Here is a 22,187-nt window from a genome sequence, read left to right as displayed (position 1 = left end):
CGCGCAAAGGAGCGACCATGGCGCTAACGGCCTGTGCTCTGTGCGCTCCCGCGCAGTTCGGCCAGCACATCGGCCCAGACTTGCGGCGGCTGCGCGCCGGACACCACGTATTGATTGCCGATGATAAAGCAGGGCACCCCGGTGACCCCGCGCTGCCGGGCGTGGATATCGCGGGCTTTCAGCGCCTCGCGATCCTCATCCGTGGCCAGCAGGCGTTCGGTCAGGGCGCGGTCCATGCCAGCGGCCTCGGCAATATCGGTCAGGGTGCTGGCATCACCAATGTCGCGCCCCTCGCGCCAATAGGCGCGAAACAGCGCCGAGACGATGGCGGTTTGCCGCCCCTCCAGCCCGGCCCAATGAATCAGGCGGTGGGCGTTGAGGGTGTTGGGCATGGTCTTGATGCTGGAAAAGTCGATCGTCAGTCCGGCCTCCCGGGCGGCCTGCTCCACACGGGCGTAGATCTCGACCGCCTTGGCCTTGCCGCCGAATTTTGCCTCCAGATACGCGGCCCGGTCCACGCCTTCAGCTGGCATGCCGGGGTTGAGCTGAAAGGGATGCCATTCGATGTCGAACGGATGATCCGGGGCGGATTCGAGCGCGCGGTCGAGGTTGGCCTTGCCGATATAGCACCAGGGACAGACCGGATCGGAAAAGATATCAAGCTTGATCATGAGACCCCCATGCCGCGCAGCGCGCGGCGGTTGAGCTTTGCATTGGCCCCGCGGGGCAGGGCGGGCAGGTGGCGAAAGAGGCGCGGCTGTTTGTAGCGGGCCAGATGGGTTTCGGCATGGGCGGACAGGGCCGCGTCCTCCAATGGGGTGGCGGCCGTGTAGAAACAGGCGATGACGGTGACGCCGGGCTTGACCTCGACCTCGGTCACCGCCGCTTCGATCACCCCCGGACAGCGGGCCATCGCGGCCTCCACCTCGACCGGGCTGACACGGTAGCCGCCGGCATTCATCTGGTCATCGTCGCGGCCCAGATAGGTCACGGCGCCTGATGCGTCGATCTGCACCTGATCTCCGGTCAGGAACCAGTCGCCCTTCAGCCGTGCCGCGGTGGCCTCGGGGGCGTCCAGATAGCCCAGCATCAGCCCCGGATCACGGCGGTCGATCGCCAGCTGGCCGGGGGTGCCGCGCGGCACCGGGGCCAGGTCCGGCCCAAGGGCGGCAATGCGCCGCCCGGCTTGTGCAAAGCCGGTGGCCCCGTCCGGTGCGGGCCGGTCTGGTGCTTCCGAGATGAAGGTCGAGATTTCCGACATGCCAAGCGCCTCACAGACCGGAGTGCCTGTGGCGCGGGTCCATGCGGCGCGCGTCTCGGGCGCCAGTTTCTCGCCCGCTGACAGCCCGTGGCGCAGATGCGGCAGGGCGCGCAGGGGAAGGCGCAACATCTGACGATAGACGCCGGGGGCGGCGGCAAAGATCGTGGCGCGGTAGCTGTGCAGCAGGTCGGGCAGATCGGCGGGGCTGGTCCCCGCGCCGGGGATCAGCGCCGTGGCCCCCACGGTCCAGGGGTCCATCAACCCGGTGCCCAGCGTGTAGGTCCAGTTGAAGGCGCCCGCGTGCAGCAGGACATCCTCGCCGGTCAGCCCTTCCCAGCCGTCATGCATCATCCGGCGTGCCAGGATGGCACGATGCGCATGCACCACGGCCATCGGATTGCCAGAGGTGCCCGAGGTGAAGATGATATAGCCGGGCCGGTCGGGATCGCCCTGGTGAAAGGCTGCTGGGGGCAGGCTTTCCATCGCCCGGATCTCGGCATCGCTGATCACGGGGCAGGTCTGGCCATCGGGCAGCGCCACGCCGTCGCTTGCCACAATCAGACAGGGGCCGATGCGCGCCGCCATCGGCGTGATCTCGGCCCGGGTCAGCTGTGCCGAGGTTGCGACCGGCACCATGCCAGCGGCCAGAGCCCCCAGAAACAGGATGGGAAATTCGACCTGATTGGCCAGCCGCATCAGGATACGGTCGCCGGGCCGCAGCCCTTTGGCCAAGAGACCGGCGGCGCAGCCCAGAACCGCGCCATGCAGACGGGCATAGCTCCAGTCCTCTGCGCCATGCGCCGTGATGATCCGCAGCGCCAGCTTGTCGGGCGCGCGTGCCACCGAACTGGCCAGCACATGCTGCGCCATGTTGAACGGCGCAGGCACGGTTGGGGCGGGTCCGGTCTCTAGAAGGGATTGCATGACCCTTGCCTAATCTGCCGCGCCGGCCCGCGCAATCGCAAACCCGGCTGATCAACCGGCACAGGGCCGCAGCGTCAGCCGAGCCAGCCCGATACGCGGTTGGCCCCGCCGGAAATGTCGCGGCCAATGCCCTCGACCGTGGCGCAGCCCGAAAGGATCATCAGAGCGGCCGCCGCCGCCATCAGAAAGGATTTACGCATCTGTCTGCCCGTTTCTTGGTTTATTGCTCATGCCACCAGACCTCTGGCTGAAACCCGATCCAGTCGCCATACAGCGGCAGACGGGCAGGGAATTTCAGCTCTTTGCGGTGTGCCAGTCGTGAAACATCAGAATACCACATCGGCACCACATATCTACCCGTGGTCAGCACACGGTCCAGCGCCTGTGTCGCGGCTGCAAAGGTCTCGGTATCGGGCGCATTGAGCATTGTCTCGATCATCGCCTCGGCCGCCGGAGACGCCATGCCCATCCAGTTGCGGGTGCCGGGCTGCGTTACCCCGGCGGACCCCCAGTAGAGCGTCTGTTCATTGCCCGGCGACAGCGACAGGCTGCGGATGTAATGCGTCATGTCAAAGGCATAGCTGTTGGTGCGTTCGATGTACTGCGCATTGTCCACGGTGGTGACGCGCGCCGAGATGCCAAGGCGCTTCAGGCTTTCGACATAGATATCGGCGGCGGTGATCATGTCATTGGCCCCGTTGACCAGCAGGATCTCGAACGCCACCGGCTGGCCTGCGGGGTCTTTCAGCTGGCCTGCGTCAATCGTGTACCCCGCCTCGGCCAGCAGGGCGGTGGCGGCGCGGATGTTGCGGCGGTTGGCCTCGGTGCCATCGCCCTGCGGGACGCTGTACCCTTCAATCGCGCCGGGCAGCAATCTGTCGGCAAAGGGCTCCAAAAGCTCTAGCACCCGCCCCTGTGCCGGGGTGCCGGGGGTAAAGCCCAAGGGAGAATTGCCGAAATAAGACGGGATGCGCGGATTGGCCCCGCCATTGATGGTCTGGTTCACCAATTCAAAGTTGAAGGCCAGAATCATCGCCTCGCGCACCCGCCAGTCGGCAAACAGCGCGCGCCGCGTGTTCATCACAAAGCCTTCGATGCCCGAGGGGCGCTGATGCGGGATTTCGGATTTGACGATGGTGCCATCGGTCACCTCGGGCCAGGTATAGCTGCTGGCCCATTTGGCCGGGCTGGTTTCGCGCCATGTGCTGATCAGCCCGCCCTTGAACGCCTCGAACACCACGCCGCCATCGCCGAAATACTCGGTGCGCACCTCGTCAAAATTGTGCTGGCCGCGGTTGAAGGGCAGATCCTTGCCCCACCAGTCCGGGTTGCGGCGAAAGCTGACGGAGCGCCCGGTCTCGAAGCCATCGACGACATAGGGGCCCGAGCCGATGGGCGCTTCCAGCGTCGAGGCGTCGAACGCCTTGCCCTCCCATTGCGCCTTTTGCAGGATCGGGCGCAGGCCCAGGATCAGCGGCAGTTCGCGGTCGGCTGTGTTGAAGGTAAAGCGGATCGAGCGGGGGCCCGTGATCTCGGCCCGGTCGATCTTGTTCCAGGCGGTGTGATAACGCGGGTTGCCAAGCGTGCCCAGGGTTTCAAACGACCAGCGCACGTCTTCGACCGTGACCGGGCTGCCATCAGAGAATCGGGCAGCCTCACGCAGGGTAAATTCTACGTAGGTCCGTGCCGCATCGGTGGTGATCGATTCGGCCAGCAGACCGTAGAGCGTGAAGGGTTCGTCATAAGACCGGCCCATCAGCGTCTCGACCGTCAGGCTGGCCACCGACGCCGGCGCACGACCGCGCAGGATGAACGGGTTCATCGAGTCAAAGCTGCCCGACTCGCCGGTGATGATGCGCCCGCCCTTGGGAGCCTCGGGGTTCACATAGGGCAGCGACACAAAATCCGGGGGGAGGGCGGGGGTGCCATACATAGCTATGCCATGAGCCGCAGAATCACTTCCCTGTGAAACACCCGGAGTGGCGGCGAACACAAGCAGCGCCGCGACCACAAATCCCTGTCTGATGTGGAAAAAATCTGGTCCCATTCCGGCAACAAACCCCCGCGGCCTTGGTTTCTTTGGCCGCACGCTAGGCCGGGTTGTGAGCCTTTTCAAACTTTTAACTTGGCCATCGGCGACAAGCGGCGTATATAGAGGGCACTGCTCGATAGGTTTCTTGCCTGTATGAAACCTGCCTCAATAACTTAACGCCGGCTTCGTGCCGGCGTTTTTTTTGGCCCGGTCGGGAACCTGCACCCCTGTCATTCGCGTTTGCAGCATGTAAGCTGCATCAGCAGCAAAATGAGGGGAACGCCATGAGCCTGAAGGGCAAGACCGCCGTCATCACCGGATCAACCTCGGGTATCGGGCTGGGCATCGCCGAAGCCTTGGCCGGGGCGGGTGCCGATGTCGTGATCAACAGCTTTACCGATAAGGATGAAGATCACGCCCTGGCCAAAGAGCTGGCCGACAAGCATGGCGTCACCGTGCGCTACATACAGGCCGACATGTCAAAGGGCGAGGATTGCCGCAAGCTGATCGAGCAGGCCGGGGCCTGCGATATTCTGGTCAACAATGCCGGTATCCAGCATGTGGCGGCGATCGAGGATTTCCCGGTGGAGAGCTGGGACCGGATCATCGCCATAAACCTGACCTCTACCTTCCACACCACCGCCGCCGCCTTGCCGCTGATGCGCAAGGCCGGCTGGGGCCGGGTGATCAACGTGGCCTCGGCGCATGGGCTGACCGCCAGCCCCTACAAGGGGGCCTACGTTGCGGCCAAGCATGGGCAGGTTGGATTCACCAAGGTCACAGCGCTGGAATGTGCGGGGCAGGGGATCACCGCCAATGCGATCTGCCCCGGCTATGTGCTGACCCCGCTGGTCGAGGCGCAGATCCCCGATCAGATGAAAAAGCATAACATGGACCGCGACACCGTGATCGAGAAGGTGATGCTGGAGCGTCAGCCCAGCAAGGCCTTTGCCACGGTCGAGCAGATCGGCGGGACGGCGGTGTTTCTGGCATCCGACGCGGCGGCACAGATCACCGGCACCACGATTTCGGTCGATGGGGGCTGGACGGCGCTGTAGCGCCGCTGCATCAAGGCCCGCAAAGGGCGGGCCTTGACCCGCGAAAGGCGGGCCTTGATGAGCGACATTCTCTGTATCGGATCGGTTCTGTGGGACATCATCGGCCGCGCGCCCGCATCCTTGCGGCTGGGGTCGGATGTGCCCGGTCGCATCACCCGGCTGCCGGGGGGTGTTGCACTCAACATCGCGATGACGCTGACCCGCTTCGGCCTGCGCCCCGCGCTGTTGACGGCGGTCGGCCGCGATGCCGAGGGTGACGAGCTGATCGCGGCCTGTCTGCGGATGGGCATGGAGTGCAGCCATATCTACCGCTCGGATGATCTGCCGACCGACCGCTATATGGCGATCGAGGGCGCAAACGGGTTGATCGCGGCGATTGCCGATGCCCATTCGCTGGAAATGGCAGGTGACAAGATCCTGCGCGCCCTGGGGGATGGCTCCTTGGGATCGCAAGCCGCGCCCTATGCCGGGCTGATCGCGCTGGACGGCAATCTGACCGAAGCCTTGATTTCCGACATTGCCCGCTCGCCCCTGTTTGCGCGGGCCGATCTGCGGGTGGCCCCGGCAAGCCCGGGCAAGGCAGAGCGGCTTATGCCGCTATTGGGGCATCCGCGCGCCACGCTTTATGTGAACCTTGAAGAGGCCGGGCTGATCGCCAAGGGCCGGTTTGACACGGCGGCAGAGGCGGCCGAGGCCTTGCTCGCGCGCGGCGCGGCCCGGGTGCTGGTCACCGATGGCGGGCGCGATGCGGCGGAAGGCACGGCGGGGCAGGGTGTCATCACCGGCGCGCCGCCACCGGTTCTTGTGACCCGGGTGACGGGGGCAGGTGATACATTTATGGCCGCGCATATCGTGGCCGAACAGCGCGAGGGCGCGTCGCGCACCCGTGCCTTGGAGGCGGCGCTGCAGGCGGCTGCCGATTACGTTTCTGGAGATATCGGATCATGACCCTTCCCCTGACCTATGCGCCCGAAGTGGCACAGGCCCGCGCGCAAGGCGCAGCCATCGTGGCACTGGAATCCACCATCATCACCCATGGCATGCCGTTCCCGCAGAATGTGGAAACCGCCCGCGCGGTCGAGGATGAGATCCGCGCGCAGGGCGCGGTGCCCGCCACCATCGCCATCATGGACGGGCGGATCCACATCGGCTTGACCGAGGCAGAGCTGGACCGGCTGGGGCAGGCGCAGGATGTGGCCAAGCTGAGCCGCGCCGACCTTGCGGCCTGCCTTGCAACCGGCGGGATGGGGGCCACGACAGTTGCCGCCACGATGATCTGCGCGCATCTGGCCGGCATCCATGTCTTTGCCACGGGCGGCATCGGCGGGGTGCATCGCGGGGCCGAGACCACCTTTGATATTTCTGCCGATCTGCTGGAGCTGGCGCAGACCCCGGTGACGGTGGTGGCAGCGGGGGCAAAGGCCATTCTGGACCTGCCCAAAACGCTGGAGGTGCTGGAAACCCATGGGGTGCCGGTGATCGCCTATGGGCAAGATGACTTTCCGGCGTTCTGGTCGCGCTCCTCGGGTCTGAAGGCCCCGCTGCGCATGGACACGGCGGCACAGATCGCGGCGGCGCAGCGGATGCGCACCGCGCTTGGCCTGCCCGGCGGCCAGCTGGTGGCCAACCCGATCCCAGCGGAGGCTGAAATTGCCAGTGCCGAGATCACCCCGGTAATCGAAGCCGCGCTGCAACAGGCCGAGGCCGATGGCATCAGCGCCAAGGCGGTGACGCCCTATCTGCTGGACCGCATGTATGAGATGACCGAAGGCCGGTCGCTGACCGCCAATATCGCGCTGGTGCTGAACAACGCGCGGCTGGCGGCGGGAATCGCGCGCGAAATGGCAGCAGCCGTGCCGCCCGCCGCATAAAATTCGTGTGGTGGAAGGGTTTGGCTGCACAAGTGCCATTGTGCAGCCTCCGGCCCTTGCCTAACTATGTCCCCACCAGCGAGGGATCATGTCAGAGCACGCACCACACACCAAACGCAAAAGCCTGCTTGCGGGCCTGCGCTCGTCCTTCCTGACCGGGTTGGTGGTGGTTCTGCCCATCGGGCTGACCATCTATCTGATCTGGACCGTCATCGGCTGGATTGACGGCTGGATCCTGCCGCTGATCCCCGGACCGTGGAAGCCCGATGCTCTGGTGCGGCAATGGTTCGGGCCGGAGGCCACCATTCCGGTGCGCGGTGTCGGCGTGGCGGTGTTTCTGGTGTTCACGGTCTTTGTCGGCTGGCTGGGCAAGGGGTTCATCGGGCGCAAGTTCCTGACCTGGGCCGAAGGTCTGGTGGACCGGATGCCAGTGGTGCGCTCGCTCTACAACGGGTTGAAGCAGATTGCCGAAACCGTGTTTTCGCAAAACGAGAGCAGCTTTGAACGCGCCTGTCTGGTGCAATATCCCAAGGAACATATCTGGGCCATCGGCTTTGTCTCGACCCGCGCCAAGGGCGAGTTGCAGGCCAAGCTGAACCATGAAGGCTATCTGGACGTGATTTCGGTGTTTTTGCCGACCACGCCGAACCCGACCTCGGGGTTTTTGCTCTATGTGCCGGAAAAGGATGTGGTCTATCTGGACATGAAGGTGGAAGACGCGGCCAAGCTGATCATCTCGGCCGGGCTGGTCTACCCCAACGGCAAGGATGCCGCCGGGGTCACGGTGCGCAATCCGTCAGCCAAATAGCGCAGCCAGATCAAAGCTGGCCTCATCCCCCAGCTTTTTGCCATGCGCCTCCAGAAAGCCATCCGCCGCGGCATGACCCGCCGCCCGCAGCCGTGCAATCAAGGTCGGCGAGGGCGACATCTTGCTGGACCCGGTCATCTCGGTCATCAAGGCCTCATCGCTGATCAGATGGGTACGGATCCCCTTCATCGTGCCGCTTTCCAGCCGCCCGTCACGCAGCAGGCGGCGCACGAAATGCACGGCGCGCAATTCCCCCAGCAGCGCCGAATTGAAGCTGATTTCATTGATCCGGTTCTGAATCTCGATCGGGGTTTTCGGCACCCCTTCCCGCAGGAAGGGATTGATCGAGACGATCACCACATCATCGGGCAGATCGGGCTGATACAGCGGCCAGAGTGCGGGGTTGCCGGCATAGCCGCCATCCCAATAGGCATGGCCGTCAATCTCTACCGCCTGAAACACGGTTGGCAGACAGGCCGAGGCCATCAGCGCCTCTGGCGTGATCTCGTCGCCGGCAAAGATGCGGATGCGGCCGGTGTCCACCCGCGTCGCCCCGATATACAGGCGCGGGCCCTCATCGGCACAGACCTGGCTGAAATCCAGCCGCCGCACGATGCGTTCCAGCGGATTGCGCCACATCGGACCCCAGGCGTAGGGTGTGTAGACCTGCGCGGCCAGCCCCGCCGGTGAAAACGGTGCCATCGACAGGGCAAGCTGCCCCAGCGCCTCAAACCCCGGTGCCATCGGTTGCATCCATTCGGGGATGCGCAGATCGGACACCCGCGCCACATCGCGCCACAGCCGGGCCAGCGAGGCGCGCGCGCCCGTGCGCCCGCCCCTGATCATGCCGGCCTTGAGTGCCGCCGCGTTCAGCGCCCCCGCCGAGGTGCCGGAAATCGCGGCAATTTCGATGCTGTCATCCTCCAGCAGCCGGTCCAGCACGCCCCAGGTAAAGGCCCCGTGCGCGCCGCCGCCCTGCAGGGCCAGATTGATCTTGGTTGCCATGCGCGGTCTCCTTTTCGATCATTCTAGTCTTTCTGCACTGCAGCACAAGGTTCGCCCTTGCCATTCTACAGCGATAGGGGTAACGACACGCCACTTCACAGGCAGGTGCGGGCCATGACGGGGAGACATCCCGTCTGGTCCACCGGTTGGGGGAAACCCTGAGAACACTTGCCGAGGCGCAAACCGGAAAAGGATACATGGACATGGCGCTCCCAGAATTTACCATGCGTCAGCTGCTTGAAGCTGGCGTTCACTACGGTCACCAGACACAGCGCTGGAACCCGAAGATGGGCGAATACATCTACGGCGACCGCAACGGCATTCACATTCTTGACCTGACGCAGACCGTTCCGATGCTGGATCAGGCGCTCAAGGTCGTGCGCGATACGGTTGCCAAGGGCGGCCGCATCCTGTTCGTCGGCACCAAGCGTCAGGCGCAAAAGCCGATCGCCGAAGCAGCCGAGCGTTGCGCACAGTTCTACATGAACCACCGTTGGCTGGGCGGCACGCTGACCAACTGGAAAACCATTTCGGCCTCGATCCAGCGTCTGAAGCAGATCGACGAGCGTCTGGCATCCGGTGCTGAAGGCCTGACCAAGAAAGAACGTCTTGGCATGGAACGCGACCAGGCCAAGCTGCAGGCGTCGCTTGGCGGCATCCGCGAAATGGGCGGCACGCCGGACCTGATCTTCATCATCGATGTGGGCAAGGAAGATCTGGCGATTCTGGAAGCCAAGAAGCTGGGCATTCCGGTTGTGGCCGTGGTCGACACCAACTGCTCGCCCAAGGGCGTGGATTACGTGATCCCCGGCAATGACGACGCGGCCCGCGCGATTGCTCTGTACTGCGAGCTGATCGCCCGCGCAGCGCTTGACGGCATGTCGGCCCAGATGGGCGCGGCGGGCGTTGACCTTGGCGCGCTGGAAGAAGCGCCTGCCGAAGACGCGCTGGAAGAAGCTGCCGAAGCCTGATTGGCTGTCGTCAATTTGTGACATGGCGGGGGGATAACCCCCGCCAACCCCATTTTATGGAATTCGGGAGACTGACCATGACAATCACCGCAGCAATGGTGAAAGAACTGCGCGAATCCACCGGCGCAGGCATGATGGACGTGAAAAAGGCCCTGACCGAAAGCAATGGCGACATGGACGCTGCCGTGGACTGGCTGCGCACCAAGGGTCTGGCCAAGGCTGCCAAGAAGGCCGACCGTGTTGCCGCCGAAGGTCTGGTCGGCGTGGCTGTGACCACCGGCAAGGGCGTCGCTGTCGAGATCAACTCGGAAACCGACTTTGTCGCCAAGAACGCCGATTTCCAGGCGCTGGTGCGTGATGTGGCCAATGTTGCCCTGACCGCAGGCGATTCGGTCGAAGTGGTGAAGGCCGCGCATCTGAACGGCAAGACCGTGGATGACGTGATCCAGGAATCCATCGCCCGTATCGGCGAGAACATGACCTTCCGCCGCATGCACATCCTCGAAGGCGAAACCGTTGTGTCCTATGTGCATAACTCCGCCGCCGAAGGCATGGGCAAGATCGGTGTTCTGGTGGCGCTGAACGGCCCGGCTGACAAGGCGCAGGCCGTTGGCAAGCAGTTCGCCATGCACATCGCGGCCACCGCACCCCTGTCGCTGTCCGAAGCCACGATGGACCCGGTTGTGGTGGAACGTGAGCTGACCGTGCAGACCGCCAAGGCGCTGGAAGAAAACGCAACCTCGGCCAAGCCGAAGCCGGAAAACGTGATCACCCAGAACATCATCCCGGGCCGGATGAAGAAGTTCCTGGCCGAGAACACGCTGCTGGGTCAGGCTTTCGTCATCAACCCCGACCTGACGGTCGAACAGGCCGCCAAAGAGGCCGGTGTTGAAATCGTGGGCTATGCCCGCGTGGCGGTTGGCGAAGGCATCGAGAAGAAAGAAGAAGATTTCGCGGCAGAAGTCGCAAAAATGGTTCAGGGCTGATATCAGCCGAACCCGACTGGAACAGGGCGGCCTCCGGGCCGCCCTTTTTCTTGGCAAAGCGCTGCAAAGGGCAGGGGGCACCGATCAGCGCCGGACCCAAAAGAAACGGTGCGCCCCTGAAGGGACGCACCGTAAAATGCTTGCACCGCACCAATGGGGATGAGGACAGGGCACAAGCGGAACAGTCTGACGATCACACCGGTAATTGACGCTCCCGCCAGATTTAAAAGCCCAAGGGACTGGGGTTCCCAAGGGCCGATACGGTGACAAGAGGCACAGCAATGAAAATGCATTGCCTGCCACTGGCCGTTCCATTGCCCGAAGGCGACCACTTACGGAACAAGGCTACCATGCGTTGAAATCTGACGTAGCGTAAGTCAGGATTTCCCTACCATCGGGGCCTTTGGCACGCGCTGGAAAATCAGGTTCAAAAGGGAAGCTTTTGCAACAGCTTGAGTCGTCGTCTCGACCTGCAGCGCTTCACGGGCCAGTCGCAGGTGTTTTTCCACCATGGCAGGAGACACTTCCATCAGCATCGCCACATCCTGTGTGGTCTTGCCATCAGCCACCCATTCCAGCGCCTGACGCTGACGCTCGGTCAGGCTGCGCTTGGCGGCGGGCTGGGGCAGGGTGATGATCTTGAGATGCATCAGATGGGCCACCGCCATCAGTTCATCGCGATGCCGCTCCCAGATCGCCTCAACCTGATCCGGGCTGATGCCGACATTGGCAATCAGACCCAGCGCCCCCTTGGACCGGGTGGACGCCTCGGGAAAGCTGACCGAAACACCGGCCACCACGCCAATGGCCAGGTTCTGCCGCACGGCATCCATTTCCTCGGGCGTCAGCTGGCCGGCGTCATAGGCATCGCGGACCCATTTCCAGGTGCAGGCCCCGACATTCGACACCGCCCAACGGTACACCGGGGTGCGGGCGTAAAAGCCGTTCTGAAAGTAGAACCGGGCATAATCGGCCCCGCAGGTGGTCAGGAAAATGGCGTCATCCGGGTCCCCGACATTGCGCTTGTGCAAAAACCGGGTGAAGCCATAATTGGCGCGGTCAAAGCCAAGACTGCCGAAGAATCCCGACGCAAGGCCCCAGACCTCATCCACGGTAGCAGATTCGGCAATGCGTGACATAAGCGGCAGAACTGCCGTCATCCTGTTCCCTATCATTCTACCTGTGAAGGTATCTTGTCCTTACCCCTGACAGTTGTTCTAACCCTCCTTGGCAATTTGGTCAAATTCCTGTGATTCTGAGAAGGGCGCATGATGCAGGCGGATGTGGTGGTCATCGGCGGAGCGGTGATGGGGGCATCGGTGGCCTATTGGCTGACGCTGATGCAGCCGGACCTTGAGGTGCTGGTGGTCGAACAGGACCCCAGCTTTGCCCGCGCCTCGACAGCGCTTTCGGTGGCGTCGATCCGGCAACAATTCACCACGGCGGTGAATGTGGAGATTTCGCGCTTTGGCATCGGCTTCATCCGCGACTTCAAGGCCCGGATGGGCCTTGATCTGGGGTTGAAGGAACAGGGCTATCTGTTTCTGGCGCAAAGCGTGGAAGGGGCGGCCACCCTGCAGGATGTGGCACAGATGCAGCGTGCCCATGGGGCTGCCACCGAGGTCTGGACGCCGGACCAGATCAAGGCGCGCTTCCCATGGCTGGAGGTCGACGACCTGACCGCCGGCAGCTTTGGCGCGACGGGGGAGGGCTGGTTTGACAATATGGGCCTGCTGTCGGGCTTGCGCACGCAGGCCAAGGCGCAAGGCGCGCGCTTTGTGACCGACCGGGTCACAGGGCTGCGCATGGCAGGCGGGAAGGTGGCAGGCGTGATGCTGGAAAAGGCCGGAGAGGTGTCGTGCCGCTTTGCCGTGAATGCCGCCGGCACCCGGGCGGCCGAGGTCTGCCGAATGGCAGGACTGACCCTGGCGGTGGAGCCGCGCAAGCGCACGGTGTTTGTCATCGACGCGCCCAATGCGCGCCACCCGGATGCGCCTTTGCTGGTCGATGCCGGATTCTACCTGCGGCCCGAGCAAAACCACTGGATCACCGCCACAGTGCCGCAAGATGACGGCCCATGTGCGCCAGATGATTTCGAACCCGACCTGCATCTGTTCGAGGATGTGATCTGGGAACAGCTGTATGCCCGCGCGCCGGGCTTTGATGCGGTCAAGGTGGTGCGGCACTGGGTGGGCCATTACGCCTATAACACGCTGGACCAGAACGCCATTCTCGGCCCGCATCCCGAGGTGCCGAACCTGGTGCTGTGCAACGGCTTTTCCGGCCACGGCTTGCAGCAAGCGCCCGCCGTGGGGCGCGGCCTGGCCGAACACATCCTGACCGGTGGCTGGCAGACCCTTGACCTGAGCGATCTTTCCGCAGCGCGCATGATCGATGGCCGCGCGTTCCGTGAGCTGGCGGTGGTCTGACGCCGTCTGCCAGCATCCTTATATTACATAATATGCATTATCGGTTAATTATATCCGACACCATCGACCGGCCTCGTCATCCCTTCTGAACGCTTTTTGGAAGTGGTGCACCCAGCACGATTCGAACGTGCGACCTTTGCCTTCGGAGGGCAACGCTCTATCCAGCTGAGCTATGGGTGCCTTGGGTCGGTCTATAGCGGCCTTGGCGCGGCCCTGCAACGGGAAAGGAATTGTTGCGGACCTGCCTTGGCAAAAAAATCCGCTCTCAGCCAAAGATCTCGTGGCAGAACTCCAGCGCGTTGACCAGCGCATCGACCTCGGCCTGCGTGTTGTACATCGCAAAGGACGCGCGGCACGTGGCACCCACACCCATATGCGCCATCAGCGGCATGGCACAATGCGTGCCCGCGCGCACCGCGATGCCGCGTTTGTCGAGGATGGTCGATATGTCATGCGCATGCGCCGCACCGGTCAGCGTGAAGCTGAAGATCGCGCCTTTGCTGGCCGAATTGCCCTGAATGTTCAACCAGTTGAGGCCGGACAGCCGCTGTTGCGCATAGTCGCGCAACTGCCGCTCATGCGCCGCGATCCGCTCCATCCCGATGTCCATCAGATAGGACAAGGCCACGCCCAGCCCCGTCTGCTGCACAATGCCCGGCGTGCCTGCCTCAAACTGCATCGGCGGGTCATTGTAGGTGACCGTCTCGCGCCCAACCTCGCGGATCATGTCACCGCCACCCAGGAACGGCCGCATCTCGGCCATCCTGTCACGGCGGATGAAGATGGCACCGGAACCACTTGGCCCGTATAGCTTATGTCCGGTGATGGCAAAGAAATCACAGCCCATGGCCTGCACATCCACCGGCATATGCACCGCCGATTGCGACCCATCGACCAGAGTCGCAACCCCCCGCGCCCGCGCGGCGTGGCAGATGCTGGCAACATCCACCACGGTGCCCAGCACATTCGACATCTGGGTGACCGCCACCAGTTTGGTGCGCGGACCGATGGCGTCGATCACCGCCTGCGGGTCCAGATCGCCATTGGCGTCACACTCCACCCATTTCAGCACCACCCCCTGCCGTTCGCGCAGGAAATGCCAGGGGACGATGTTGGCGTGATGCTCCATGATGCTGAGCACGATTTCATCGCCCGGTTCAAACCGCGGTGCAGCCCAGGCATAAGAGATCAAATTGATCGCTTCGGTCGTGCCGGTGGTAAAGACAATCTCTTCCTCTGACGCCGCATTCAGAAACCGGGCGATGATCCCGCGCACGGCTTCGTACTTGTCAGTCGCAAGGTTGGAAAGGTAGTGCAAACCTCTGTGAACATTGGCATATTCCATCGAATAGGCCGTGGTCACCGCGTCAATCACGCATTGCGGCTTTTGCGCCGAGGCCCCGTTGTCCAGATAGACCAAGGGCTTGCCGTTCACCTGCCGCGACAGGATCGGGAAATCGGCCCGCAGCCGGGTGATGTCGAGGGCCGTCATATCATGGGCCCCACAAAGGGGATCAGCAGCAATGCCAGGACGAAACCGATGGCAAACAGGGTCACCACCACGCCCAGAAAGGTCATCAACACCGAAGAGAATCCGTGAAGTTCAGCAACGAAATTGCTGAGAAGCCAAAGGAAAATGCCGATCGAGACATAGCCTACCAGCACGGATGCCGGCGGCAGTATCACTTGTATGACGATCTGCACCACCTGCAGGATCAGCAGAATGAACTGCAGCCAGATCATCAGGATCAGCGCATCCTCGAACCGGCCCTTGCCGCCGCGCCACCGGCCCACCGCATGCATGACAAAAACCGCCGTCAGCATCAGCGCGCCCTGCATGATGGCGCTGGTGAGCGGGCTCGACATCGCCCCGTCCATCGCCGAACGCACCTCTGCCGGCATCAGCGCAAAGGCCAGATGCGCCAGAATGGCCGAGATCACCGCCATCAGCGCCAGCGCCACCCAGCGTGCGGCGATGGGAAGGTTGGCCCCCATCACCATGCGTGCGCCCTCCCGCGGATTCTGCACCGTAAAGCGCGCCAGCGACAGCAGGGATGACAGCGACAGGTCCATTCAGCGTTCCACTTCGATCAGGGCAAGCGCCCAGAATATCACAAAGGCCAATCCGGCCAAGGCACTCACCGCCGTCAGCCCCGGACCGGGGCCGATCATGCCCGAAACCAAGCCTTGCAGCAGCATCAGCGGCGTCACCGCCACCAGCGACCAGAACAGCGCAATCCGCGCACCATACCAGCTGCCCCTGCCCCCAACCGCCCGCGCCACCAAGCGGCTGAGTGCTGCCAGACCGTACCACAGTGGAATCGTCGCCAACAGCGCCAGTGCAATGGCAAGAAGCCGCGGGGCCACCGGCGTATTGCCAGCCTCGAAGGCCGCGCGCGACGCCGCCGGCCATTGCGCCACAAAGGCCAGCACCAGAAAGGCCACCAGCAGGCTGAAGGCAAAGGGTTCCGACCGCCCGCGCGCCAGATGCCTGCGCACCACAAGGCGCGGGCGGCGCCAGCTTTCCACGATGTCAGTGGTGATCGACATCAGTGCTCATGGCGCTGCAGCCAGCCTTCCAGACGCAGGCGGATGTCTTCGGCAATCGCCTCATCCTCGATCTCGCCGATGGCTTCGGCCAGAAAGGCCAGCACCAACAGGCTTTGCGCCACACGCTTGGGCACGCCGCGCGATTGCAGGTAGAACAAAGCCGTGTCGTCGATCGCGCCAGAGGTGCTGCCGTGGCTGCATTTCACATCGTCGGCATAGATTTCCAGCTCGGGCTTGGCCAGAAACTGACTGTCGCCATCAAGCAGCAGGCTCTGGCTGATCTGATAGCCATCGGTCTTCTGCGCGCCCGGCTTGACAAGGATCTTGCCTTGAAACACGCCCACAGCCCCATTCATCAGCACTTTCTTGAACACCTGCCGGCTTTCGCAGCGCAGGCCTTCATGCGTCATGAAGACGGTGTCATCATGATGGAACGTGCCGTCGCCCACGGCAGCACCCGCCACATGGGCCACGCCGTCATTGCCGACCAGCTCGACAATCTGCTCGTTCCGGGTCAGGCAGCCATTTGCGGTCAGGGTAAAGGACTTGAACAAAGCCCCTGCCCCGATGCGTGAAAACACATGCGTCGCGGCGCGGCGCGCGTGATCACGGCCCTGCGCGCGGATGTGGTGAAAGCGCGCCCCATCGGCAACCTCCACCTCCATCACCGATGTCATCCGGGCGGCGGCGGGACCGCTCTCCAGAATGGTCAGCTCCGACCCCGGTTCCATCTTGATGCAGTGGTGCAAAAGTGCGTCGGAAGTAGTTGATTTGTGATGGTAAATAAACGAAACCGGCTTGGCAGCTTTTGCCGTTGCGCGGATCAGAAATCCTTGGGTCGCATAGGCCGTGTTCAGCGTGGCCAGCGGGCGCTGCACCGGAATCTGGCCCCGGGCTTCCAGAACGCCGTAAACCTCACGCGCCCAATGGATATCAACGCCCTCCGCCTGCGACAGATGGGTGATCTCTATCCCTGCCGTTGCGGGGTCATCCGACTGGGCCGGATCAAACATCCCATCGACAAACACCAGCTTCACCGCATCAATGCCGTCAAAGGCCGGCGCCTCATCGCCGGCGTCAAACAGCGCGGCAGGCTCGGGTGTCGCCGCGGTCAGGCTGGCAGGATCGGTATAGCGCCAGTATTCGTCGCGTTTGGTGGGCAGGCCCATCGCGGCCAGCCGCGCCACGGCATCGCGCCGGGCAGCGCCCAGCCAGCCGGAGCCCGAAGCGGTCAGCGCCGCCGTGCGCGCCGTCAATGCTTCGGTCTTTGCCTCAGCCCGCATCATTCCGCCTCCGCCAGCAGATCGGCGTAGCCGTTGTTCTCCACTTCCAGCGCCAGCTCCGGCCCTCCGGACTTGATGATGCGACCGGCGGCCATGATATGCACGAAATCAGGTTGGATATGGTCCAGAAGCCGCTGATAATGCGTGATGACAAGGAAAGACCGGCCCTCGCTGCGCAGCGCGTTCACGCCTTCGGCCACCAGCTTCATGGCATCGACATCAAGGCCAGAGTCGGTTTCGTCCAGAATGCACATCCGGGGTTCCAGCATCGCCATCTGCAGGATCTCGTTGCGTTTCTTCTCACCGCCCGAGAAACCTACATTGACCGGGCGCTTGAGCATGTCGGCGTCGATCTGCAAGGTTTTTGCCTTGGCGCGCACGATTTTGAGGAAATCGCCTGCCGAAAGCTCTTCCTCACCGCGCGCCTTGCGCTGTGCATTCACCGCCGTCCGCAGGAAGGTCATGTTGCCAACGCCGGGAATTTCCACCGGATACTGAAATGCCAGGAACAGGCCAGCGGCTGCGCGCTCCTCGGGTTCCATGTCCAAAAGCTCGGTGCCCTCCAGCGTGGCGGAGCCTTCGGTGACGGTATAGCCTTCGCGGCCTGACAGCACATAGGACAGGGTGGATTTGCCAGAGCCGTTCGGCCCCATGATGGCATGCACCTCACCGGCCCCGATGGCCAGATCAACCCCGTTCAGGATGACTTTGTCTTCTTCTTCAAGTTTGACGTGCAGGTTCTTGATATTCAGCATGTTTCCGGCTTTCCAGATTTCTGATGCGGCGCAAGGCGCCAAAGTTTGTGTTTGCGGCCTCAGCCGACCGAGCCTTCGAGCGAAATAGCCACCAGCGCCTGCGCTTCCATGGCAAATTCCATCGGCAGGGCCTGCAGCACATCCTTGCAAAAGCCGTTCACCACCAAGGCGACCGCCTCTTCCTCATCCATCCCGCGCGAGCGGCAATAGAACAGCTGGTCCTCGTCCACCTTGGACGTGGTCGCCTCATGCTCCACCCGGCTCGAATTGTTCTTGACCTCAATATAGGGCACCGTATGCGCGCCGCATTTGTCGCCGATCAGCAGGCTGTCGCACTGGGTGTAATTGCGGCTGTCGGTGGCGCGCGGGTGCATCGACACCAGCCCCCGATAGGTGTTCTGCGCGCGGCCCGCCGAAATGCCCTTGGACACGATGCGCGATTTGGTGCGCTTGCCCAGATGGATCATCTTGGTGCCGGTATCGGCCTGCTGGGCGTTGTTGGCGATGGCGATGGAATAGAACTCGCCCTGGCTGTCGTCGCCGCGCAGGATGCAGGACGGGTATTTCCAGGTGATCGCCGATCCGGTTTCCACCTGCGTCCACATCACCTTGGCGCGTGCCTCGCGGCAATCGGCGCGTTTGGTGACGAAGTTGTAGATGCCGCCCACGCCGTTTTCATCGCCCGGATACCAGTTCTGTACGGTCGAATACTTGACCTCGGCATCCTCCAGGATCACGATTTCCACCACGGCCGCGTGCAGCTGTGGAATGTCACGCTTGGGCGCGGTGCAGCCTTCGAGGTAAGAGACATAGGCCCCCCGGTCGCAGACAATCAGCGTGCGTTCAAACTGGCCAGTGTTTTCGGCATTGATCCGGAAATAGGTCGAAAGCTCCATCGGGCACTTCACACCTGGTGGGATGTACACAAAAGAACCGTCTGAAAACACGGCAGAATTCAGCGTGGCAAAGAAGTTGTCGGTCGGCGGCACGACCGAGCCGATGTATTTCTTCACCAATTCGGGATGTTCGCGCACGGCTTCCGAGATCGAGCAGAAGATCACCCCGGCCTTGGCCAGTTCCTTCTTGAAGGTGGTGCCAAGGGAGACGGAGTCGAACACCGCATCAACCGCCACCTTGCGCTCGCCTTCCGGGGCCTCGACCCCGGCCAGCAGCGCCTGTTCCTTCAGCGGAATGCCCAGCTTGGCATAGGTCGCCAGCAGCTTGGGGTCCACCTCATCAAGCGATTTCGGCTTGACCGCCATGCTTTTGGGTTTGGCGTAGTAATACTGGTCCTGATAGTCGATTTTGGGATAGCTCACCATCGCCCAGGTCGGCTCTTCCATCTTGACCCAGCGGTGATACGCCGCCAGCCGCCAGTCCAGCATCCACTGCGGCTCTTCGTTCTTGGCAGAGATCAGGCGGACAATATCTTCGGACAGGCCCTTGGGGGCGTAATCCATCTCGACGTCGGTTTCCCAGCCATGCTTGTACTTGCCCGACATCGCCTGCACGGTTTCGATCGTTTCCCGGTCTACCCCGTCGCGCACTTCCAATTCAACACCGTCCATCGGACTTTTCCTTTTTCTCAGGGCCTTGCGACCCGTATTTCATGCGGCGCGCGTTTGCGCCCTTGCATAGGCGGCGGCCCAGACCTCGGCAAAGCGCAACACATCGTCACGCGAGATGCCGGGGCCGATCGAGATGCGGATCGCTTGTGCAGCCAATCCATCTTCAAAGCCCATCGCCCGCAGCACCCGGCTGGCACGTACCTTGCCGCTGGAACAGGCAGAGCCTGCCGAAATGGCAAAGCCGGCAAGATCCATCGCCATCACCTGCGTCTCGCCTTTCCAGCCCGGCGCAATCAGGCACAGGGTATTTGGAAGCCGCGACACTTCTTTTCCGACTGAAATAGTATTGTTTGCCAAGGCCGACAATGCTGAATCTAGAATATTTCTAACTTCGGCGACCTCTTCCCAAACCCCATTCGCCAGATCGCGCGCCGCCGACTCTGCCGCTGCGGCAAATCCGGCGATACCGATCAGGTTTTCGGTCCCTGCCCTGCGGCCCATTTCCTGCCCGCCACCGCGCAACTGCGCCTGCGTTTCCAGCCCTTGCCGGACAACCAGCGCGCCGATGCCCTTTGGCCCGCCCAGCTTATGGGCGGACACCAGCCCCATGTCGCAGCCCAGCCAGTTGAAGGCAAACGGCACCTTGCCAAAGGCCTGCGTCAGGTCTGACAGCGCAAGGCCCTGCGGCAGGGTTTGCAGGATGCCGGTTTCGGAATTGGCAAGTTGCACGGCGGATTCGCGCGGCACATTGGCCTCGATCCGCCCTGCGGCATCCACCGGCAGCAAAGGGTCGCACCACGCCAGAACCGCATCATGCTCCACCTCGGAACAGGCCAGATCACGGCCCGCCGAGGCCAGCGCCGCCGCCTCGGTGGCACCAGAGGTGAAGACAATGTCCGCGCCATCCGCCCCCAAGGCCGCCGCAATCTGCGCGCGGGACTTTTCCATCAGCGCCTTGGCCGCGCGGCCTTCGGCATGCACGCTCGACGGGTTGCCGACCAGATCCATCGCCGCACCCATCGCCGCGCGCGCCTCAGGGCGCAGCGGCGTGGTGGCGTTCCAGTCCAGATACATCCGGGTCATTCGTCATCCACCACGCGAAACAGCGCCGGCACCGCCGGGCAGGGCTGCATTTCATTGCGGATCACATCCGACAGCCGGGTCTGGTGCAGGAACACATAGACATTGGCCGAAAGCCCTTCCCACAGCCGGTTGGTCAGGCTTTGCGCCCGTGACCCCGAGACACCGCCCGATGCCCCTGCCCCGGTGTGCAGCGCATCCACCGTTTCCTCTACCGCCTCCATCACCTCGGACACCCGGATTTCCGCCGGCGGGCGGGCCAGCTTGTACCCGCCGCCCGGCCCCCGCACCGCCTCGACCAGCTTGGCGCGGCGCAGTTTGACGAAGAGCTGCTCCAGATAGGGCAAGGAAATGTCCTGGCGCTTGGCAATTGCCGCCAGCGACACCATCTCTCCGGTCTTGGCCTTGGCCTCCATCAGCGCCAGATCGGCCAATGCGACCATTGCATAGCGCCCTTTGGTCGAGAGTTTCATCTTCTTACCCCTGAATGGCGGAAATACCGCCCGCAATTGGCCCCGATCGGGCCCGATACGGATTGACGCGGCACAACGGGGCCATTACCTGAAATCGACCCGTGGGCTGGCCCCGTCACATGTGACACGTCATGCCTTAGAACGGTTCTAGATATGCCGAGCGGTACCGTCAAGAAATCGCTCGCGGGAAAGACAGGCAGGAAACACATGCCCGAAGTGATCTTCGCAGGCCCAGAAGGCCGACTTGAAGGCCGATACCACCCGCAAAAGGATCGGGATGCCCCCATCGCCATCGTCTTGCATCCGCATCCGGCCTATGGCGGGACGATGAACAACAAGGTGGTGTATAATCTGCATTACGCCTTTTACAATCTGGGCTTTACCGTGCTGCGGTTCAACTTCCGCGGTGTCGGGCGAAGCCAGGGCGAATATGATCAGGGCATTGGCGAATTGTCCGATGCGGCTTCGGCCCTCGATTACCTGCAGTCGATGAACCAGAATGCCAAGCATTGCTGGGTGGCGGGCTTCAGCTTCGGGGCCTGGATCGGGATGCAGCTGCTGATGCGGCGGCCCGAGATCACCGGTTTCATTTCGGTGGCCCCGCCAGCCAATCTTTATGACTTCTCTTTCCTTGCACCCTGCCCCTCTTCCGGTCTAATCATCAACGGGACCGCCGACAAGGTGGCCCCGCCCAAAGACACCAAGACCCTGGTGGGCAAGCTGCATGAGCAGAAGGGCATCACCATCACCCATACCGAGATTGACGGCGCGGATCACTTCTTCAAGGATGAAGAGGCCCATATGCAGCCGATGATCGGCACGGTTTCCGATTATGTCCGCCGCCGTCTGGGTGAGGTGTCGCGGTGAGCGATTTCATCCAGGATCTGGCCGATGGCCTTGCCCGCGATGTGCTGGCAGGCTCGGTCGATCTGGATGATCCCTATTTCTACGAACAGGTCGCCAAGGTGGTGGGCGCCTCCTCGCCCACTTTGCAAGAAGCCTTCATGACCTCGATCCGCATCCGGCTGGCGGAAAAGCGCGGGCGCGAGTTTCTGGAGAAGGCCCTGGCCGCCAAGCGCGCCGGGGCGAAACCGCCCGAGGCCCCGCGTGAGGCGGAAAAGGGCGGGCATTGA

Annotated in this window: 23 protein-coding genes and 1 tRNA gene; 9 read left to right on the top strand and 15 right to left on the bottom strand. The window is 62.9% G+C overall.

Features of this window, described 5'->3' with window-relative positions; genetic code table 11:
• Positions 1 to 23: 23 nt before the first annotated feature.
• The 4 genes from CXR43_RS08095 to CXR43_RS08080 all read right to left on the bottom strand — a co-directional run bounded on the left by CXR43_RS08095 (position 24) and on the right by CXR43_RS08080 (position 4,232).
• Complete coding sequence (locus tag CXR43_RS08095) at positions 24 to 671, bottom strand: DsbA family oxidoreductase (RefSeq protein ID WP_103333491.1); 648 nt, start codon at positions 669 to 671, stop codon at positions 24 to 26.
• Positions 668 to 2,185, bottom strand: a complete 1,518-nt coding sequence (locus CXR43_RS08090) for a class I adenylate-forming enzyme family protein (protein WP_103333490.1) — start codon at positions 2,183 to 2,185, stop codon at positions 668 to 670. The genes CXR43_RS08095 and CXR43_RS08090 overlap by 4 nt, the downstream gene beginning before the upstream one ends.
• Before the next feature lie 74 nt (positions 2,186 to 2,259).
• On the bottom strand, positions 2,260 to 2,385 hold the full coding sequence (locus CXR43_RS18170; RefSeq protein WP_103333489.1) for an entericidin EcnA/B family protein: 126 nt from the start codon (positions 2,383 to 2,385) through the stop codon (positions 2,260 to 2,262).
• A 20-nt stretch (positions 2,386 to 2,405) separates the two neighbouring features.
• A complete protein-coding gene (locus CXR43_RS08080; protein ID WP_435530787.1) occupies positions 2,406 to 4,232 on the bottom strand; it encodes an extracellular solute-binding protein in 1,827 nt (608 codons plus the stop codon).
• A gap of 269 nt (positions 4,233 to 4,501) precedes the next feature.
• Here CXR43_RS08080 and CXR43_RS08075 point away from each other — a divergent pair, with 269 nt between their 5' ends.
• The 4 genes from CXR43_RS08075 to CXR43_RS08060 all read left to right on the top strand — a co-directional run bounded on the left by CXR43_RS08075 (position 4,502) and on the right by CXR43_RS08060 (position 7,954).
• Complete coding sequence (locus CXR43_RS08075) at positions 4,502 to 5,275, top strand: 3-hydroxybutyrate dehydrogenase (protein ID WP_103333487.1); 774 nt, start codon at positions 4,502 to 4,504, stop codon at positions 5,273 to 5,275.
• 57 nt (positions 5,276 to 5,332) lie between these two features.
• Positions 5,333 to 6,223: a PfkB family carbohydrate kinase gene (locus CXR43_RS08070; protein ID WP_103333486.1), complete on the top strand. Its 891-nt coding sequence runs from the start codon at positions 5,333 to 5,335 to the stop codon at positions 6,221 to 6,223.
• Positions 6,220 to 7,146, top strand: a complete 927-nt coding sequence (locus CXR43_RS08065) for a pseudouridine-5'-phosphate glycosidase (RefSeq protein ID WP_103333485.1) — start codon at positions 6,220 to 6,222, stop codon at positions 7,144 to 7,146. Before CXR43_RS08070 ends, CXR43_RS08065 begins: the two co-directional genes overlap by 4 nt.
• Positions 7,147 to 7,234: 88 nt before the next feature.
• Positions 7,235 to 7,954 carry a DUF502 domain-containing protein gene (locus tag CXR43_RS08060; RefSeq protein ID WP_103333484.1) on the top strand — a complete coding sequence of 240 codons (720 nt, stop codon included), beginning with the start codon at positions 7,235 to 7,237 and terminating at the stop codon, positions 7,952 to 7,954.
• Here the strand turns inward: CXR43_RS08060 and CXR43_RS08055 are convergent.
• The gene (locus CXR43_RS08055) at positions 7,943 to 8,959 is read right to left on the bottom strand and encodes a patatin-like phospholipase family protein (protein WP_103333483.1); all 1,017 of its coding nucleotides are present in this window, start codon (positions 8,957 to 8,959) and stop codon (positions 7,943 to 7,945) included. The genes CXR43_RS08060 and CXR43_RS08055 overlap by 12 nt on opposite strands.
• Positions 8,960 to 9,156: 197 nt before the next feature.
• Here CXR43_RS08055 and rpsB point away from each other — a divergent pair, with 197 nt between their 5' ends.
• Together rpsB and tsf are read left to right on the top strand one after the other, a co-directional pair.
• Positions 9,157 to 9,930, top strand: a complete 774-nt coding sequence (gene rpsB / locus CXR43_RS08050; protein ID WP_103333482.1) for a 30S ribosomal protein S2 — start codon at positions 9,157 to 9,159, stop codon at positions 9,928 to 9,930.
• A gap of 77 nt (positions 9,931 to 10,007) precedes the next feature.
• Entirely contained in the window at positions 10,008 to 10,916 is a 909-nt protein-coding gene (gene tsf, locus CXR43_RS08045; protein WP_103334117.1) for a translation elongation factor Ts, read from the top strand.
• 377 nt (positions 10,917 to 11,293) lie between these two features.
• On the opposite strand, the gene CXR43_RS08040 is transcribed toward tsf, so the two are convergent.
• A complete protein-coding gene (locus CXR43_RS08040) occupies positions 11,294 to 12,076 on the bottom strand; it encodes a helix-turn-helix transcriptional regulator (RefSeq protein WP_168219778.1) in 783 nt (260 codons plus the stop codon).
• Between the two features lie 111 nt (positions 12,077 to 12,187).
• Between CXR43_RS08040 and CXR43_RS08035 the strand changes: the two genes are divergently transcribed.
• A complete protein-coding gene (locus CXR43_RS08035) occupies positions 12,188 to 13,345 on the top strand; it encodes an NAD(P)/FAD-dependent oxidoreductase (protein WP_246831312.1) in 1,158 nt (385 codons plus the stop codon).
• A 103-nt stretch (positions 13,346 to 13,448) separates the two neighbouring features.
• On the opposite strand, the gene CXR43_RS08030 is transcribed toward CXR43_RS08035, so the two are convergent.
• The 9 genes from CXR43_RS08030 to iscR all read right to left on the bottom strand — a co-directional run bounded on the left by CXR43_RS08030 (position 13,449) and on the right by iscR (position 21,054).
• Positions 13,449 to 13,525, bottom strand: a tRNA-Arg gene (locus CXR43_RS08030).
• A gap of 85 nt (positions 13,526 to 13,610) precedes the next feature.
• A complete protein-coding gene (locus CXR43_RS08025; protein ID WP_103333479.1) occupies positions 13,611 to 14,837 on the bottom strand; it encodes a cysteine desulfurase in 1,227 nt (408 codons plus the stop codon).
• Entirely contained in the window at positions 14,834 to 15,418 is a 585-nt protein-coding gene (locus tag CXR43_RS08020) for a Yip1 family protein (protein WP_103333478.1), read from the bottom strand. Before CXR43_RS08020 ends, CXR43_RS08025 begins: the two co-directional genes overlap by 4 nt.
• Positions 15,419 to 15,895 (bottom strand): YIP1 family protein, encoded by a 477-nt coding sequence (locus CXR43_RS08015; protein ID WP_103333477.1) that lies wholly within the window; start codon positions 15,893 to 15,895, stop codon positions 15,419 to 15,421.
• Complete coding sequence (locus tag CXR43_RS08010; protein WP_103333476.1) at positions 15,895 to 17,181, bottom strand: SufB/SufD family protein; 1,287 nt, start codon at positions 17,179 to 17,181, stop codon at positions 15,895 to 15,897. Before CXR43_RS08010 ends, CXR43_RS08015 begins: the two co-directional genes overlap by 1 nt.
• On the bottom strand, positions 17,178 to 17,933 hold the full coding sequence (gene sufC, locus CXR43_RS08005) for a Fe-S cluster assembly ATPase SufC (protein ID WP_103333475.1): 756 nt from the start codon (positions 17,931 to 17,933) through the stop codon (positions 17,178 to 17,180). The genes CXR43_RS08010 and sufC overlap by 4 nt, the downstream gene beginning before the upstream one ends.
• 59 nt (positions 17,934 to 17,992) lie before the next feature.
• A complete protein-coding gene (gene sufB, locus CXR43_RS08000; protein ID WP_103333474.1) occupies positions 17,993 to 19,501 on the bottom strand; it encodes a Fe-S cluster assembly protein SufB in 1,509 nt (502 codons plus the stop codon).
• Positions 19,502 to 19,540: 39 nt separating this feature from the next.
• Entirely contained in the window at positions 19,541 to 20,584 is a 1,044-nt protein-coding gene (locus CXR43_RS07995) for a cysteine desulfurase family protein (RefSeq protein WP_103333473.1), read from the bottom strand.
• Positions 20,581 to 21,054, bottom strand: a complete 474-nt coding sequence (iscR, locus tag CXR43_RS07990; protein ID WP_103333472.1) for a Fe-S cluster assembly transcriptional regulator IscR — start codon at positions 21,052 to 21,054, stop codon at positions 20,581 to 20,583. Before iscR ends, CXR43_RS07995 begins: the two co-directional genes overlap by 4 nt.
• A 207-nt stretch (positions 21,055 to 21,261) precedes the next feature.
• On the opposite strand from iscR, the gene CXR43_RS07985 reads away from it, so the two are divergent.
• Complete coding sequence (locus tag CXR43_RS07985; RefSeq protein ID WP_103334115.1) at positions 21,262 to 21,921, top strand: alpha/beta hydrolase; 660 nt, start codon at positions 21,262 to 21,264, stop codon at positions 21,919 to 21,921.
• Positions 21,918 to 22,187 carry a hypothetical protein gene (locus tag CXR43_RS07980; RefSeq protein ID WP_354001004.1) on the top strand — a complete coding sequence of 90 codons (270 nt, stop codon included), beginning with the start codon at positions 21,918 to 21,920 and terminating at the stop codon, positions 22,185 to 22,187. The genes CXR43_RS07985 and CXR43_RS07980 overlap by 4 nt, the downstream gene beginning before the upstream one ends.

It is taken from the genome of Pseudotabrizicola formosa, assembly GCF_002900965.1.
GTDB lineage: Bacteria > Pseudomonadota > Alphaproteobacteria > Rhodobacterales > Rhodobacteraceae > Pseudotabrizicola > Pseudotabrizicola formosa.
Note: the sequence above shows the minus strand (reverse complement) of the source record. Positions and strands in the feature narration are given on the sequence as shown.

Coding starts and splice junctions, on each gene's coding strand:
- CXR43_RS08025 (WP_103333479.1), bottom strand. CDS start 14,837: ATGACGGCCCTCGACATCACCCGGCTGCGGGCCGATTTCCCGATCCTG.
- CXR43_RS08090 (WP_103333490.1), bottom strand. CDS start 2,185: ATGCAATCCCTTCTAGAGACCGGACCCGCCCCAACCGTGCCTGCGCCG.
- CXR43_RS08095 (WP_103333491.1), bottom strand. CDS start 671: ATGATCAAGCTTGATATCTTTTCCGATCCGGTCTGTCCCTGGTGCTAT.
- CXR43_RS07995 (WP_103333473.1), bottom strand. CDS start 20,584: ATGACCCGGATGTATCTGGACTGGAACGCCACCACGCCGCTGCGCCCT.
- CXR43_RS08080 (WP_435530787.1), bottom strand. CDS start 4,232: ATGGGACCAGATTTTTTCCACATCAGACAGGGATTTGTGGTCGCGGCG.
- CXR43_RS08070 (WP_103333486.1), top strand. CDS start 5,333: ATGAGCGACATTCTCTGTATCGGATCGGTTCTGTGGGACATCATCGGC.
- CXR43_RS08010 (WP_103333476.1), bottom strand. CDS start 17,181: ATGATGCGGGCTGAGGCAAAGACCGAAGCATTGACGGCGCGCACGGCG.
- CXR43_RS18170 (WP_103333489.1), bottom strand. CDS start 2,385: ATGCGTAAATCCTTTCTGATGGCGGCGGCGGCCGCTCTGATGATCCTT.
- sufB (WP_103333474.1), bottom strand. CDS start 19,501: ATGGACGGTGTTGAATTGGAAGTGCGCGACGGGGTAGACCGGGAAACG.
- CXR43_RS08055 (WP_103333483.1), bottom strand. CDS start 8,959: ATGGCAACCAAGATCAATCTGGCCCTGCAGGGCGGCGGCGCGCACGGG.
- tsf (WP_103334117.1), top strand. CDS start 10,008: ATGACAATCACCGCAGCAATGGTGAAAGAACTGCGCGAATCCACCGGC.
- iscR (WP_103333472.1), bottom strand. CDS start 21,054: ATGAAACTCTCGACCAAAGGGCGCTATGCAATGGTCGCATTGGCCGAT.
- rpsB (WP_103333482.1), top strand. CDS start 9,157: ATGGACATGGCGCTCCCAGAATTTACCATGCGTCAGCTGCTTGAAGCT.
- CXR43_RS07985 (WP_103334115.1), top strand. CDS start 21,262: ATGCCCGAAGTGATCTTCGCAGGCCCAGAAGGCCGACTTGAAGGCCGA.
- CXR43_RS08060 (WP_103333484.1), top strand. CDS start 7,235: ATGTCAGAGCACGCACCACACACCAAACGCAAAAGCCTGCTTGCGGGC.
- sufC (WP_103333475.1), bottom strand. CDS start 17,933: ATGCTGAATATCAAGAACCTGCACGTCAAACTTGAAGAAGAAGACAAA.
- CXR43_RS08035 (WP_246831312.1), top strand. CDS start 12,188: ATGCAGGCGGATGTGGTGGTCATCGGCGGAGCGGTGATGGGGGCATCG.
- CXR43_RS08075 (WP_103333487.1), top strand. CDS start 4,502: ATGAGCCTGAAGGGCAAGACCGCCGTCATCACCGGATCAACCTCGGGT.
- CXR43_RS08065 (WP_103333485.1), top strand. CDS start 6,220: ATGACCCTTCCCCTGACCTATGCGCCCGAAGTGGCACAGGCCCGCGCG.
- CXR43_RS08040 (WP_168219778.1), bottom strand. CDS start 12,076: ATGACGGCAGTTCTGCCGCTTATGTCACGCATTGCCGAATCTGCTACC.
- CXR43_RS08015 (WP_103333477.1), bottom strand. CDS start 15,895: ATGTCGATCACCACTGACATCGTGGAAAGCTGGCGCCGCCCGCGCCTT.
- CXR43_RS08020 (WP_103333478.1), bottom strand. CDS start 15,418: ATGGACCTGTCGCTGTCATCCCTGCTGTCGCTGGCGCGCTTTACGGTG.